Here is a 13,818-nt window from a genome sequence, read left to right on the forward strand (position 1 = left end):
ACAGCAAACCGCCCCGCACACAAGCCCCCGGACCAGGCATCCAGCGCCACCGCTCCGCTGACACCCACCCAATGCCACCAACACGCCCACTCACAGGCGGATTGACCCCTCGCAGCGAACGTCGTGCGATTCACAGCAAAGTCTGGTGACGGGCATCCGTTCTCACTGATGGATAGGCGCCCTGCTCAGAGGATTGCTTCGAACTGCGGGAGAGGCAGTTGACCAGATCACCTGCCGACCCACAGACCCCGGCAGGGTGAATGCCATGCATTCCGCCACGCCGGGCTAGCTTCAGTGAGTAGGAAGGGAGGGATATCCCCCTCCCCGAGGACGCCACAACTGCCCATGATGACCACGGACATACGGTGCCGGCGCGACGGCTGGGTCTACTTCAGTCTTGCGCTGGTCGGGACAGCCGGAGCGGTGTGGCTCGCCTACCGGTTCGACCTGCCCGTCGCAAGCACCATTACCGCGTTCCTGCCCTCGCTTGCCGGGATGTACCTGGCATGGGCGACGTTCCGCAACGCCTCGCACGGACAGACCCGAGGTCCCGCAGAGCTGGGCCTGCTCGCCGACCGGCTCGCTGCAGTGGCGGGCGAGCAGTGGAACGCCGAGATCAGGCTCCGCGGAGTCAACAACCCCTACCCGCTGCCGGTCTCATGGGACGCCGCCGACCCCGCCCTGTCCGAACCCTGGGAACTGCTGTGCCAGATCGCACTCGGCTGGCCCGGAGGACCGCCTTCGGACGCGGGCGGCTGGGCGGGCGGCCCGGAGCAATTAGCCGGCCGCGACGGGAAGATCGCTGAGGTCTTCGCGCGGCGCGTACCCACCCGCAGGCTGGTCGTCCTGGGAACGCCAGGTTCGGGCAAGACCGTGCTGCTGATCCGCTGTCTGCTCGGCCTGATGCACGAGCGTGCGGCCGGCGGCCCTGTACCAGTGCTGTTTCCCCTGGCCTCCTGGGACCCCACTGCGCAGCCGCTCGATCGCTGGATGGCCCAGCGGCTCACCCGTGACTACCCGCTTCTTGGCCAGCCCCTTGACGCGCACGACGGGGCTTCGGAGTCCGCTGTCGCCCTGGTGCGGGCGGGCCTTGTCCTTCCGCTACTGGATGGCTTTGACGAACTGCCCGTCACAGCGCGGGCTCTGGCACTCGATCTGATCAACGAGACGCTCGCACTCGGGCAAGCCGTGGTGCTGTCCAGCAGGGCCGACGCCTACCGGGAGACTGCAGCTCCCGGTACAGCTCCCCCGGCCAGGCTGGCCGCCTCGGCAGCTGTCGAACTGCGGCCACTGAACGTCTCGGCAGCCGCCGACTACCTCCTGCGTCACGCCGATACCCCCGGCGACGGCACGGCAGCGCGCTGGCATTCAGTCGCTGCCGACCTCGCGGCCCCCACGCCAACCATGCTCCACGACCTCCTCACCAATCCTCTGATGCTGACGCTCGCCGCCGGCGTGTACAACTCACGCCGCGGAGAACACCCGGCTGAACTGCCCGATCCTGAGCAACTGTGCGACCGCACCCTCCTGCCGGACCGCCGCGCGGCAGAACGCCATCTGCTGGGTGCCTACGTGCCCGCCGCCTACCGGCCGCATCCGCTCCACCCATGCAGGTGGAGCCCGCAGCAAGCAGCACGCACCCTGCGCTTCCTGGCCTGCCATCTCCAGCGCACACTCAGCGGCTCCACCGACCTCGCCTGGTGGCAGCTGCAGTCCGCCCTCCCCCGCCGCCTCTGCCCCCTGATCACAGGCATCATGATCGGACTGAGCGCCTGGGCCACCGCATTCCTCGCCGCCTTCGTCGGCTCCAGCCTCACGCCTGAGGCAAACCTGTGGTGGGTGCTGGGCGCGGAACCCGCAATCGTCGGCGGACTGTCCGCGGGACTCGCCTCCGGAATCACCGCGGGCGTAGCCGCAGGGCTCACCAGCACCTTGATCGACGGTGCCGCCTTCTGGCTGGTCGACCCCGCCTCGGCAGAACCACGCTTTCCCTCCGATTACGTTCCCATCGGTGGAATCGCTCTCGGCTTCGCCAGCGGACTGATCGGCAGCCTCATCACCACCAGCACCGCCCGCCGTGACACAACCAATGCCTCAGCTCGCAGACCCTCGTGGTCCTGGCACTGGAGAACGTGCCTGACAGGCCTGGCAGCAGGCCTGTCGCTATGGTTCCCCTTTGCCTGGTTGGGCAGCACCACAGCTCTGGCAACAGCTGGCGTCAACGCCCTCGTATACGCCTTTGCCGGAGGGCTGCTCGGCTCAGCCACCCGCCGCAGCAGCGAAAATCCCGCACCGGCCAGCGCACTGAAATGGTCCTTCGACGGACGCGCCCTGGCTCTTGGCCTGCTCGCAGGCCCGGCCGTCGGACTCGTCCTGCTCCTCATGGACACCATGCCCGCACTGCTGAACAGCGCGCACTTCTCCCTCGCCGACCACCCTGGCAACTACATCTACTACACCGCCCTGTACGGCCTCGGTGTCGGGCTCGCCGCAAGCCTGCACGTCCGACCTGCTGACGAGGGCACACCGCAAGACCCGGCAACGTCACTCGCCCAGGACCACAGCACGTTTCGCAAGCTGGTCCCGCTCGCAGCCGCCGCAGCCGGTCTCGGATTCGCCGGCATCTACACCGTGTCCGCTCTGGGCTCGGATGGCCCGGTTCTCACCCATGGCGGACCACCTGGTGCGGACCACCCGATGGAACATCTCCCGCTCGCCGTACGGGCACTCGCGTATGCCCTTGCCCTCGGGTCCGCCGGACTCACCGTTGGACTGGCCACGGCCCTCAGCCGCACCGCCTGGTGGCCCCACACCCTCACACGGGCCTACCTCGCCCTCAGATACCGACTCCCCTACGATCTCGCAGCCTTCCTCACCGATGCCCACGAACGGCGCTTCGTGCTGCGCCAGGTCGGGGCCGTCTACCAATTCCGCCACCAAAACCTGCAGCACCATCTCGCCGCGCACCCAAATCTGCCGTGTCAGGCCCATTGCCGAACCGGAGGAACACGGCAATCAGGGGAGCCATGTGGTGCACGGAGCACCTGAGGTCCTTCGGGCCTGACGTTGGGGTCAGCGATCCGCCTCAGGCTGCGGTAGGTCCGAGGAAGACGGGCGCGACGTTCGCCTGCAGACCGACGTCCCGCGTCTTCGGAAGCTGCGCCCCGGGCCCGTCACCGCGGTGGAAGGCAACGGGCCCGATCTGCTGGCGCGGTTTCCCAATGCGACGCAGCCCGGTCCTACGGAATCACCGTCCAGGACCCGGCCATGCATACATGCCAACGAACTCCTTGAGCATCCGTTCTCCAAGTCGGTCCGAGTGTAGGGGACTTGTGTGCGGTCCTGGACGCCGTGGCCGACCCAACCCGACCCGCACGGCAGGGCGGCCGACGACCACCTGACGGCGTGCGCGGGGCCTAGGGACTGTTTCCTGGATCATGTTCGGAGCCAGATGAGGAGGGCTGCGAGGGTGACGGTGCCGAGGTAGATGGCGGCGCGTTTTTCGTATCGGGTGGCGACGGCCCGGAAGCTCTTCAGCCGGTTGATGGCTCGCTCGACGGTGTTGCGTTTCTTGTAGTGCTCGCTGTCGAAGCCGGTGGGACGGCCGCCGCGGGAACCGCGGCTGCGCCGATGTCTTTGCTGGTCGAGGCGTTCGGGGATGGTGTGGGCAATGCCGCGTCGTCGCAGGTAGCGGCGGTTTTCCCGAGCGGTGCATGCCTTGTCTGCCAGCACATGCTCTGGCCTGGTGCGAGGACGTCCGACGCCGGTGCGGGGCACGGAAATCTGCTCCAGGACCCGCATGAGCTGCGGGCCGTCACCGTAGTGTCCCGGTGTCAGGAGGAGGGCGAGGGGCCGGCATCATCCGTCGGCGGCGAGGTGAATCTTGGTGGTGAATCCTCCGCGGGAACGTCCCAGGCATTCGCCGAACCGACCACCTCCTCCAGCCGGTTGACCAACTTTCCCAGGACTGGATCGACCCGGTTCGTCCCCCGCACGACCCCCTTTTTGAGGGGCGGCGTCCGAAGGCGTCTTCCTCGCACCGGCAGCATGCTGGTGAGCCCGCACGGCTGTCGAGTCCACCGACACGTCCCAGTCGATACCGCCCACGGCATCTTCGGCACCCTGAACACGAGACAGCAGCATCTTCCACGTTCCATCAGCTGACCAGCGGCGATGACGTTTATAGACCGTCTCCCACGGCCCGAACCGTTCCGGCAGATCCCGCCACTGCACCCCCGTCCGCACCCGGCACAGCACATCGTTGATCACCCGCCGGTGATCACTCCACCGGCCTCCACGCGCACCACCAAGAGGTAAGAACGACTCCAGCCGATCCCACTCCGCATTCGTCAGATCTCCGCGACCCATGCCACCAGACTGAACCCAACACCCCACACTCGTCGGGAGATCCGAGAAACAGTGCCTAGCGCTGAGTCAGAACCGCGTGGCGTGGGTGTGAGGCGGCGCTGAAGCCTTCGAAACGCAGGGCGCCGCCTCACAGCGCGGGCCTGGACATGCTATGCAACCCCGGCGTCAGCCGGCGTTGGGAAAGACGTCCCGCTTCCTGCGGGGAGATGCAGGTGCAAGGCCTGCCCGCCGCTGCGCAACGCAGCGGCGTATGTCACAGCTACGACCAAGCCTGACCCGTGTGGTTCCGCGGAAAGCCAGCCACGGCTGCCGCGCCCGCGTCCCCGCGTCCAGCACTGCCGCGGTCTCCGGCGGCAGTACGTGGTGACGGATGAAGCAGCCCAGGACACGGGCGGCGTCGGTGGCATCCTGTTCGGGGCGTCCTGGACGATAGTTCCAGGGCGAGGGCGCCGCCGATACGTACGTAGACCTCGGACGAGCCGAGGCGCGTCGTCGACGCACGCGCCGTCGATCTCATACGGCCCCTTCCGCAGGAGCCAGGGCAGCCCGGCCGACAGCGGGGCTGCACCTGCCGCGATGACAGCCCACATGCCCCAATGCCGGGAGCGTCCATCTGCCGAGCACGGCTGCGGCGAAGCCGCAGACGGAATTCGTGATGTGTGCTCCCAACGAACCTGTGACAGCCAGGCGTTCAGCGCGCCAACGTCACGGTACTCAGCGCACGGCAGGCTGCAACCAGGACGCGGGAGCGGCGATGGACGCGGGAGCGGCGATGGACGCGGGAGCGGCGATGGACGCGGGAGCGGCGATGGACGCGGGAGCGGCGATGGACGCGGTGAGGCGCGTTTCGGTATTCCTGCCCGCTGCATGCGTGCGCTATCGGCCTGTTCGGGCCCGAGAGCTCACCGCCGTCCACCCTGAAAGCGGTCACCTTCATGGCGCGGTCCTGGTTCTGTCGGTCAGGGGCGGACCGCGCCCATCTCCCCCATGAAGACGGCCGGATCACTGTCGGATCCACGGATCATCTCGTGCATGGTCCAGTGACCGGAGTCGTCACGGGTGAACTGCGCAAGAGTCGTCGCGGCCGCGTGCGCCACACCGGAGAAGTCGTCAGTAAGCAGTTCCTGATAATCCTTGACGATCAGGATCCCGGCGTTCGACATGTCTGCGAACGTCCTCGCATCCGGCTCCTGATGGATGACCACACCCACGACAACCCTGCTATAGGCGCTCGACAGGCGGTCGAACTCCAGCGACATCTCTTCGACGAACCCGAATCCCTGGCCGGTCTGGCTGTGACGGCTCATGTTGATCGTGCCGTCCGGTGAACGGCTGTTGTAGTGCACCAGATACACCGGCTCCCCGAACGGATCGTCCGCCGCGTACGTCGCCGCCACAATGTCGAGATGCCGCGGAGACTCACCCAGAGGACTCGGGTCCCATTTGAGCCGCACCTCCACCTTGTCCAGTCCACCCACAACAGCTCCCACCTGACACCCCTCACCCGAACCAGAACCACACAGACACGTCAAGTATCCAAAGCATGTCCCCAGACACGCTTCTTGATGCCCGACCTCACCACAAAGATCCACTGCCCCACCAGCACGCGCTACAACCACTCAGTTTCCCCGGGCGGCCCCGTACATCCCCAGCATCATCGTCCGGCCGCAACGGCGATCACAGGGTCCCGGACGGTACATCCCAGTCCCACACTGCGGGCGCGCCCTGCACCTCGTGCCCGCGGTCAAGCGCCGCCCAGGATGGCGCGGTGGTACTGGCCGGGGCCCATATAGGCGGACTGTTGGACTGCAGCGGGGCGCAACTGCACAACTCCGGCGGTCCAGCTCTGAACGCCGACAGCATGCAGGTTGAGGGAGACGCCTTCCTCCGGGAAGACTTCCGGGCGGCAGGCAGCGGCGAGAGCGGCGCGGTGTGCCTGGCCGGCGCTCAGCCATCGGGTGGATCGCGAACACCTTCCGCTACCCGGGCAAGCACGGCCGCTGGGACGGATCTGCATTCCTGGCCGACGGGCACGAGACCCCGATGGAGGAATCGCGCTGGGGGTGCCCCAGTGAAGGGCTGCCGATCGCGTGGGGGCAGCGCTGGCGACGACTGGTGAGCGCGCGCTGACTGGCAACCACGTGCGCCCCGTACAGTCGGGGCTTTCCCGCTGCTCCGGGCCAGTTGAACCTCTCTCCTGGGTCTACACACACTTCAGTGCGATGCCGTGGGCCGAAGCAGCGGCATCGCACTGAAGTACGTTTCAGGCCCGGGATCTTGGGCCGTTCCCCGTGCGGGCCATGTGCCGGCCGAGAACAGTTCTGCGATGGGGTCCACCCCGCAGAGGGCCGCAGGAGTCGGGCGCGGTTCTGGACGTGCCGGGCGGCGCCTCGTCTCGGTTTCCAGGAACGCCCGCCGCCGCTACTGGCAGTTGGTGATCGAGTGAACCACTGTCCAGTTCATCGTGTAGCCCTGAATCGAGGGCGCGGCAGGCATGTCCGCATAGCCCCCGGCTGCGTAGTGCACCCTGGGAACTGTGCCCGTGGTCTGGTTGTTCTGCCACGAACCGTTGTTGTACCAGGGAATGAAGTAGTTGTCGCACGCGTACATGCCGATGGAGTCGCCGTTGCCCCACTCGCGCTCGTAGGCACAGAACCATCCATAGGGCACTGGGCTGTTGGTATCCGCCCAGTTCTTGCAGACAGTCGCCTGCTGACTAGCCTCGGCGGCAGGCACGAGCTGTCGGGGCAGTTCCTCCCCAGGAACGGTGACGTTCAGCATTGCCCCGTTCATGTCGATCTGATTCGGCGAAACCTGCGTTCCACGCCCGCGCAGCTTGTCGAGGTAACCGTCGACCTTGCGCTGCAACGCCTGTGCCTGGTGCGCCGACAGCCCCGCTGCCCGCGCCTGCGCCGTGTACCGCAGGGGGGACGGCTCAGCCGTTGCGGCGCTCTGTCCGGCAGCCGCGAAGAGCAACCCCATCACCACAACGCTTACGAATACTCGGATCTTCGATCTCAGCACACGACTCCCCGTCCAGTTCCTGTTCTTCGATTGCGACCGCTGAAGGCGGAAAGGACATGCGACGCCCTCCGGCCGCAGAACCCGCCGGCGCTCTCGCCTGTTTTCCCTTCCCGGCCCTCTCGGTTCCGTCCTCATGAGGGTGCGTGCCGGGGCCAGGATTGTCGTTGCCTGTGAGTGCACAGGTCTTCAGTCTGCGCGCACTGTCGCGAGTTGCTGGCGGTACTGGCCCGGCGGAACGCCGTAGGCGCTGCGGAAAGCCCGGCTGAAGTGCGCGGGGCTGGAGAACCCCCACCGGGCGGCGATCGCGTGGATCGGGCGAGCGGCCAGCCGGGGGTCCGCGAGGTCGCGCCGGCACTGTTCCAGGCGGCGCTCGCGGACCCATCCTGCGACCGTGTGCCCGTCCTGGTGGAACAGCTTGTGCAGGTAGCGCAGGGAGATGTGGTGGGTGGCGGCAATCGCGTCCGGAGTCAGACCCGGATCGCTGAGGTTGTTCCGGATGAAAGCGTGGATCTGGGCCATCAGCGCGCGCCTCCGTGTGTGGGACGGCACGGATCTTTGGGCATCGAGTGCGTCGGCCAGCGCCGTGGTCAGCACGTCGAGAGTCAGGGTGGACAGCCGGGCCGTGTCGGCCGGGCTCAACTCGTGCATGTGCCGGGCCAGGTGCAGCAGGAACTGTGACGAGATGGCACCGATGCCGTGGGTGCCCGGGATGCGCACGGTGCTCAGACGCCGCAGGTCCTGGGCGGGCAACGGCAGCAGTGAGCGCGGGAAGCGCAGGAGCAGTAGCTGGTGCACAGGAGTGTCCGGCGCAAACTCTGCCAGATAAGGATATGACGGATCGTACAGAGTCATGTCCCCGGCTCGGAAAATCGTATGCCTGCCGTCTTTCGTCATGGTGCCGCCGCCGCGCACGAAGCAGCCCAGCTTGAACACTTCGGGATCGGCCGTGCGAATGAGCCTGGATGTGCGGTGGACCGAATGCGGCATCGTGGTGATCAACGCCGCCTGCACGGGGCCGAACTCGCTGGTGCCGACCTGAGCTGTGAATCCGCTCTCCACCTGCCGATCGCAACGTAAGTCGTAGGGCACCCAGAGCTTCGCGTTCACCTCGCGCCAGAAAGCGAACCGCTCCCCCGCCGGAACTTCTGCCGTGCTGGTCACGTCCATGAGCCCAGTGTTGTCATGGCGAGCCTGACATGGCGTCACCCGCAAGGAGTAGCGGGTGGAAGCCGCCAGCGCTTGTGGCGGTGCGGCGCTCACGGCGATACGGGAACCTGTGGTGGGACGATGCTCCTCAGCACGGGACTCCCAGCCTGGTTACGGCGGGGAAGCGAGACCGGCGCACGTATTCCCCTACTAGTGATGGGGGAATACGTGCGCCGAGTCGGGTCATGGCAGACGAGACGAGCATCAAAGTGAGAACGGCGGCGCGCGACCGGCCGACGCAGCTGGCGGCCGAGCACGGTTGGAGGAGTTCGGCATGCGCGCCGGAGTGCGCGACGATCAGGGACAGTCCGGCGGAACGCTGCAGCAAGCAAGCCGACGAGCGCGACGGACACGGCGGAACGGCGTACGCCCCCACGCACGGGGCGTCCAGGGCGACGTACGGGGCGGAGCGCCGGCTCCGCCCCCGAAGCGCCCGGCGCTGGATGGCAGTCGCCAAGGACGCCGAAGCCCCGATCTTCGACCTGGTCGGCTACGGCGTGGTCGGCGACCTCTTCGAGGTCGTCCCGCAACTCACCGAGGAGATCAAGACCCGCCAGGGCTGACCCTGAATCGGCGCCGGGCAAACTCGTCCACATCGGCGTGCCCACCATCTTCCTCGAACCGTGGCCTACGCCGCACTGAGCGAGCCAGTGCTGGGGGCCGTACTCTGCCGTGCCCAGAGGACGATTCGTCGTGGGTCGTTGATCCAGATCATGGAAGCTCGGAGAGAGGGTCCGGCAACGTAACCTTCGCACGGCTGGGGACGTCACAGTGCCGTCCCAGTCACGGCGAACCGTGCCCATCCGGGCGGCAAACTGCGCGCCGGCTGTCTCGCGGGCCACCCCTCGCGGCCGCAGTCTTACGCCAGGAGGAGAGGTCCTTCAGTTCAACCCCAGCGCACTCGATGCTTCCTCGCCCAGCAGCGCGGCCAGTTCGCCCGAGGTCGGCCCGGTCGCAGGGCCCCGCCGTGTCACCGCCAAAGCCGCTGCCGCGTTCGCTCCGCGCGCCGCGTCGTAGGCGGAAGCTCCCCGCCCCAGCAGCGCCAGGAACGCGCCCACATGCGCGTCCCCAGCCCCGTTGCTGTCCACCGCGTGCACCCGAAACCCGGGGACATGCACGATGTCATGAGAACCCGGTGCCGACAGCCAGCAGCCGTCCCTATCGGCCCGCACGACGATCCCGGCCCCGCTCCGCATGCGCCCGCGCAGCACCTGCGCCGCTTCCCGCGGGTCCGCCACCCCCGTCATCAGCCGGGCCTCCCGCGCATTGCAGCTCAGCCAGTCGGCCCGGGCCAGTACCGGGTTCAGTACCCCGGCCGGGATGTCCGCCACCAGCGGCGCGGGGTCCAGACAGACCCGTACGTCTTCCGCGAGGTTTGCGACCATGCGGGACAGCAGAGGGCCGTTCACCTCCATCACCAGGCTGTAGCCGGAGACCTGCACCAGGTCGCGGCCCCGCACGGACGCGGCGATCGTCGCCGTCTCATCCGGCGTCATCCGTGCGTCGACGCCGAAACTCGTGACGAAGGTCCTCTCGCCTCCTTTGTCGACGAGCGCCACGCAGAACCCGGTGTCGCCGTCCGAGCGTGCCGGAAGGACCAGTCCGATCCCTTCTGCCGTGAGCGAGGAACGCACCAGCTCTCCGTAGGGGCCGGTGCCGTGGAGCCCGGCGTAGACGGCCTCGGCGCCAAGCCGGCGCGCCGCGGTGAGTGTGTTGAAGCCACCGCCCGCGTACAGCTCGGTGCGGGTTCCGATGACATCGCCCCCGCGCTCGGGCAGGCTGGGCACCTCGATGACGAGGTCGACGATGACGTTCCCCGCGAGGACGACACGGTAGTGGTCGTTCATCGGGTGGCCTCCTCGAACGTGGTGGGACCGGGGGCGGAGTCGGGGGCCGATTCGGCGCGCTGCGGTGGGCGCCGTCCGAGCAGCAGGTATGCCGCGCCTGCTGTGACGATCGCGATGAGCCAGCCGAGGCCGTTCGTGCCGAGCCAGGAACCGGCCAACGGCCCCGCGAACCACACGTCGTCGGCGCCCGTCGCGGCCCTGGTGAAGGTCAGCCCGGCGGCGATCGCGGCCAGCCACGCGAGGACGGCGGGCAGATTGAACCCGCCGGTGTACCAGTAGCGGCTGCCGCGTCCCGTGTCCATCAGGCCGGCGGGGTCGTACTGCCGGCCCCGGATCATGTCGACGGCGATGACACCGATCCAGGCGGAGATCGGTACGGCGAGCAGCGTCAGGAAGGTGCTGAACGGGCCGTAGAAGTCGTCTGCGATGAGCATGAAGTAGACGCCGCCGAGGAACATCAGGATGACGTCCAGAACGACCGCCCACGCACGCGGTACCCGGACACCGAGCGTGATCATCGTCAACCCGGCCGAGTAGGTGGAGAGGTGATTGGACATCAGCAGCCCACCGAACGCCGCAATCAGATACGGCACTGCCATCCAGGACGGCAACATCGCGTTGACCGCCGCAACCGGATCGGCGGAGGTGGCGAGTGCGGGATCACCGGCCGTGAGGAGCGAGCCCAAGGAGATCAGCAGCACGAGAGGAATGCCGGCCCCGAACGCCGAGGCGCGCACGAGCCGTATGCCCGGGATCGCCTGCGGCAGGTAACGGGCGTAGTCCGCACCGGCGTTGGCCCATCCGATGCCGGTGCCCGCCGCGATGAATCCGATGCCTGCGATGACGCCGCTGGCAGGACCGGCCGGGTGGTCGAGCACCTTCGACCAGTCGACGGTCGCCACGAGGAAGCCCATCACCACGAGGTTGAGGATTCCGAAGACCACGGTCGCCCACTTGTTGATCCACATGATGGTGGCGTGCCCGAGCCCGCTGATCATCAGCGTGCAGGCAATGAAGACCAGCAGACACAGCAGGGTGAGGACCGTGCCCCGCTCGACGCCGAAGACCGTGTTGAGCAGGGCGAGCAGCGCGTACGCCGCTGTGGTCGTGGTGATCGTCTCCCAGCCGACCCGGCTCAGCCAGGTCACCAGGGTCGGCCCGTGGTTGCCACGCTGCCCGAATACCGCACGGGACAGCGTCAGGGCTGGGGCGCCGCCCTTCTTGCCCGCGATGCTCAACGCACCCACCAGCGCGAACGAGCCCACCGAACCGGCGACCGCGACAAGAACGGCCTGCCAGATGTTCAGGCCGCGGAAGGCGACGAGAGTCGCGCCGAGCGGCAGCCCGAGCAATGAGATGTTGGCGGCGAACCACGTCCAGAACATCTGGCTCGCGTGACCGCGCCGCTCGCTGTCCGGGACCGGTTCGATCCCACGGGTCTCCACGGTGCCGACGCGGTCGTTCTTCGTTGAAGCGGCCATCGCGGGACCTCCTTGCCTGTGCTCGGTACAGAGGGAAAACAGAGGAAAAAAACAGGGAAAACAAAAAGGCGGGGAACTTCAGCGAGTGCGGTAGGTGAGCAACTGCCTGGTCACAGGCTCCAGTTCGAGATCGTTGACCTCTCGCAGGGTGTGAACAGCGTCGACGGGCAGGGCACCGAGCCCTCCCATGGCTCCGGCGATCGCACCCGCGATGGCACCGATCGTGTCGCTGTCACCGCCGAGGTTCGCGGCCAGCAGCGCGGAACGCCACGGGTCACCGTTCGTGAGCGCCAGCACCGCGAACGCGGCCGGGATCGATTCCTGGCTGGCCACGCTGGTGCCGATGAGCGAGTCGATCCGGTCGAGCGCCGTCGCTGTGTCCAGGTCGGCCACGAGGTCGCGTGCCCAGCCGATACGCGCTGAGATGCTGGCGCCCGCTGTCCAGTGCCCGCGCCTGGCACCGGCCACCGACATCGCGACCGCGGCGTCGAAGACGTCGTCGAGTGAGCCGCCGGCCATGCCTGTGGAGACGGCTGCGGCGACGGCCGACGCTCCCGCGATTCCGATGGTCGTGTCGTGTGTGACCTGGCAGGACTCGACGACCCGGTCCAGGAACCGTTCCGTGTCGTTGACGCCGAACGCGATACCGACCGGTGTCACCCGCATCGCGGCGCCGTTCGTCGTGCCGTGCTTGCCGGCTTCCGTGAGGGCGACGCCGCGTGTCACCGCGTCCAGGGCCGCCTTCGTCGACGGACCGAGCAGGTCGAACGACCCCTTGGCCTTCATCTCCTTCTCCCAGGACAGGAGTTCCTCCGCGAACCGCAGAGGATCGACGTGCCCGCCGCCTTCGACCAGGAGCCGCGCCACGATCACCGCCTGTTCGGTGTCGTCCGTGATGGACCCGGCCGGCATTCCGGCGCTCACCGGGTTGTCGGGCCGCGCGGGCTCGAATCCCTTCAGCGTGCCGTAGACCCGTACGACATCGGCGCGGGACATGACCTGCGTCGGCATCCCGAGGGCGTCGCCCAGAGCGAGCCCGTAGAAGGCGCCGAGCGCGCGGTCGAGCAGGGCGGGGTCGGGTGTGGAGGTCACAGGTGGGCTCCTCGGCCAGTCCGTACGTGCAGTTGGAACCTGGACGGATCGAGCAGGCTGGTGACCTGCTCGACGACGTCCCCGTCCGCGCCCCGGAACACCTGGGCGACGCGGAGGAAGGACTCTTCCGGCGAACGGTGCAGGATCGCGGCCTCGTCCGTGGTGAGTCCGACGACGGAGATGTGCGCCTCGCTGGAGTCGGGAACACGCCCCGCTGCGGCGAGGGTGCGGCTCAGGGAACCGTCGTCGAGTCCGCGCTCCGGCAGGTCGAGGAGGGCCGCGACGGCGGGTACGCGGCTGAACTCCAGCGAGACACCGTGTCCGCCGACCAGCCGGCGGACACGGTCGAGAGCGATGAACCGGGGTGACTGCAAGCTCAGCTCGCCGGCCAGAGCCTCGTCCCGTATGCGCTCGAAACGCAGGGTCTCGGTCGTCAGTTCGGTGCCCTGCGCGGCAAGGGCACGGGTCCAGCCGAGCCGCTGGTCAAGGGGCGTGCCGTCGAAGGTGACAAGCGACCCGATACCGGCGTGCGTCTCGATGAGCCCCTGCTCGCCGAGGACGTTGAGAGCCTGCCGCACGGTCGTACGGCTCACTCCGAACCGCTCTCGCAGCGCGTGTTCGCCGGGCAGCTTGCTGCCGTCGGCATGTACCCCCGCTCGGATCTCCTCAGCCAGCACATGAGCGACACGATGATGCTTATAAACCTGTCCAGGCATGTCTGGAACCTAGACCCGGACCACCCGACCTGTCTACACCTGTCCAAAAGCTGAGCCGGACCTCCCGCAACGAAAGCTGAGCCG

8 protein-coding genes and 2 pseudogenes are annotated in these 13,818 nt (G+C 67.7%); 2 read left to right on the forward strand and 8 right to left on the reverse strand.

Translation table 11 applies throughout. The features are described 5' to 3' along the window. Nucleotides 1-345 precede the first annotated feature (345 nt). Entirely contained in the window at nucleotides 346-3,048 is a 2,703-nt protein-coding gene (locus tag ACFVH5_RS13870; RefSeq protein WP_385833801.1) for an NACHT domain-containing protein, read from the forward strand. Between the two features lie 387 nt (nucleotides 3,049-3,435). Here ACFVH5_RS13870 and ACFVH5_RS13875 read toward each other — a convergent pair. The 4 genes and pseudogenes from ACFVH5_RS13875 to ACFVH5_RS13890 all read right to left on the reverse strand — a co-directional run bounded on the left by ACFVH5_RS13875 (nucleotide 3,436) and on the right by ACFVH5_RS13890 (nucleotide 8,559). After that, nucleotides 3,436-4,368 (reverse strand): annotated as a pseudogene (locus ACFVH5_RS13875) (IS5 family transposase). Between the two features lie 959 nt (nucleotides 4,369-5,327). Beyond that, nucleotides 5,328-5,846, reverse strand: a complete 519-nt coding sequence (locus ACFVH5_RS13880) for a TerD family protein (RefSeq protein WP_385833802.1) — start codon at nucleotides 5,844-5,846, stop codon at nucleotides 5,328-5,330. 943 nt (nucleotides 5,847-6,789) lie between these two features. Further along, nucleotides 6,790-7,350 carry a hypothetical protein gene (locus tag ACFVH5_RS13885; RefSeq protein WP_385833804.1) on the reverse strand — a complete coding sequence of 187 codons (561 nt, stop codon included), beginning with the start codon at nucleotides 7,348-7,350 and terminating at the stop codon, nucleotides 6,790-6,792. A gap of 228 nt (nucleotides 7,351-7,578) precedes the next feature. Next, nucleotides 7,579-8,559 carry a helix-turn-helix domain-containing protein gene (locus tag ACFVH5_RS13890; RefSeq protein WP_385833806.1) on the reverse strand — a complete coding sequence of 327 codons (981 nt, stop codon included), beginning with the start codon at nucleotides 8,557-8,559 and terminating at the stop codon, nucleotides 7,579-7,581. Between the two features lie 485 nt (nucleotides 8,560-9,044). Here ACFVH5_RS13890 and ACFVH5_RS13895 point away from each other — a divergent pair. Further along, nucleotides 9,045-9,161: pseudogene (locus ACFVH5_RS13895) on the forward strand (electron transfer flavoprotein subunit alpha/FixB family protein); the annotation flags it as partial. A gap of 318 nt (nucleotides 9,162-9,479) precedes the next feature. On the opposite strand, the gene ACFVH5_RS13900 reads toward ACFVH5_RS13895, so the two are convergent. The 4 genes from ACFVH5_RS13900 to ACFVH5_RS13915 all read right to left on the reverse strand — a co-directional run bounded on the left by ACFVH5_RS13900 (nucleotide 9,480) and on the right by ACFVH5_RS13915 (nucleotide 13,734). Continuing rightward, the gene (locus tag ACFVH5_RS13900; protein WP_385833807.1) at nucleotides 9,480-10,445 is read right to left on the reverse strand and encodes a PfkB family carbohydrate kinase; all 966 of its coding nucleotides are present in this window, start codon (nucleotides 10,443-10,445) and stop codon (nucleotides 9,480-9,482) included. Next, entirely contained in the window at nucleotides 10,442-11,926 is a 1,485-nt protein-coding gene (locus tag ACFVH5_RS13905) for a purine-cytosine permease family protein (protein ID WP_385833808.1), read from the reverse strand. Before ACFVH5_RS13905 ends, ACFVH5_RS13900 begins: the two co-directional genes overlap by 4 nt. A gap of 78 nt (nucleotides 11,927-12,004) precedes the next feature. Beyond that, nucleotides 12,005-13,018 (reverse strand): ADP-ribosylglycohydrolase family protein, encoded by a 1,014-nt coding sequence (locus ACFVH5_RS13910; RefSeq protein WP_385833810.1) that lies wholly within the window; start codon nucleotides 13,016-13,018, stop codon nucleotides 12,005-12,007. Beyond that, nucleotides 13,015-13,734 (reverse strand): GntR family transcriptional regulator, encoded by a 720-nt coding sequence (locus ACFVH5_RS13915; protein WP_384808743.1) that lies wholly within the window; start codon nucleotides 13,732-13,734, stop codon nucleotides 13,015-13,017. Before ACFVH5_RS13915 ends, ACFVH5_RS13910 begins: the two co-directional genes overlap by 4 nt. Nucleotides 13,735-13,818 lie beyond the last annotated feature (84 nt).

It is taken from the genome of Streptomyces sp. NPDC127119 (genome assembly GCF_042677425.1).
GTDB lineage: Bacteria > Actinomycetota > Actinomycetes > Streptomycetales > Streptomycetaceae > Streptomyces.

What these genes read in the sequence shown, in the direction of transcription:
- ACFVH5_RS13870 (WP_385833801.1), top strand. Translation starts at nt 346, where the DNA reads ATGATGACCACGGACATACGGTGCCGGCGCGACGGCTGGGTCTACTTC.
- ACFVH5_RS13885 (WP_385833804.1), bottom strand. Translation starts at nt 7,350, where the DNA reads ATGGGGTTGCTCTTCGCGGCTGCCGGACAGAGCGCCGCAACGGCTGAG.
- ACFVH5_RS13890 (WP_385833806.1), bottom strand. Translation starts at nt 8,559, where the DNA reads ATGGACGTGACCAGCACGGCAGAAGTTCCGGCGGGGGAGCGGTTCGCT.
- ACFVH5_RS13905 (WP_385833808.1), bottom strand. Translation starts at nt 11,926, where the DNA reads ATGGCCGCTTCAACGAAGAACGACCGCGTCGGCACCGTGGAGACCCGT.
- ACFVH5_RS13915 (WP_384808743.1), bottom strand. Translation starts at nt 13,734, where the DNA reads ATGCCTGGACAGGTTTATAAGCATCATCGTGTCGCTCATGTGCTGGCT.
- ACFVH5_RS13900 (WP_385833807.1), bottom strand. Translation starts at nt 10,445, where the DNA reads ATGAACGACCACTACCGTGTCGTCCTCGCGGGGAACGTCATCGTCGAC.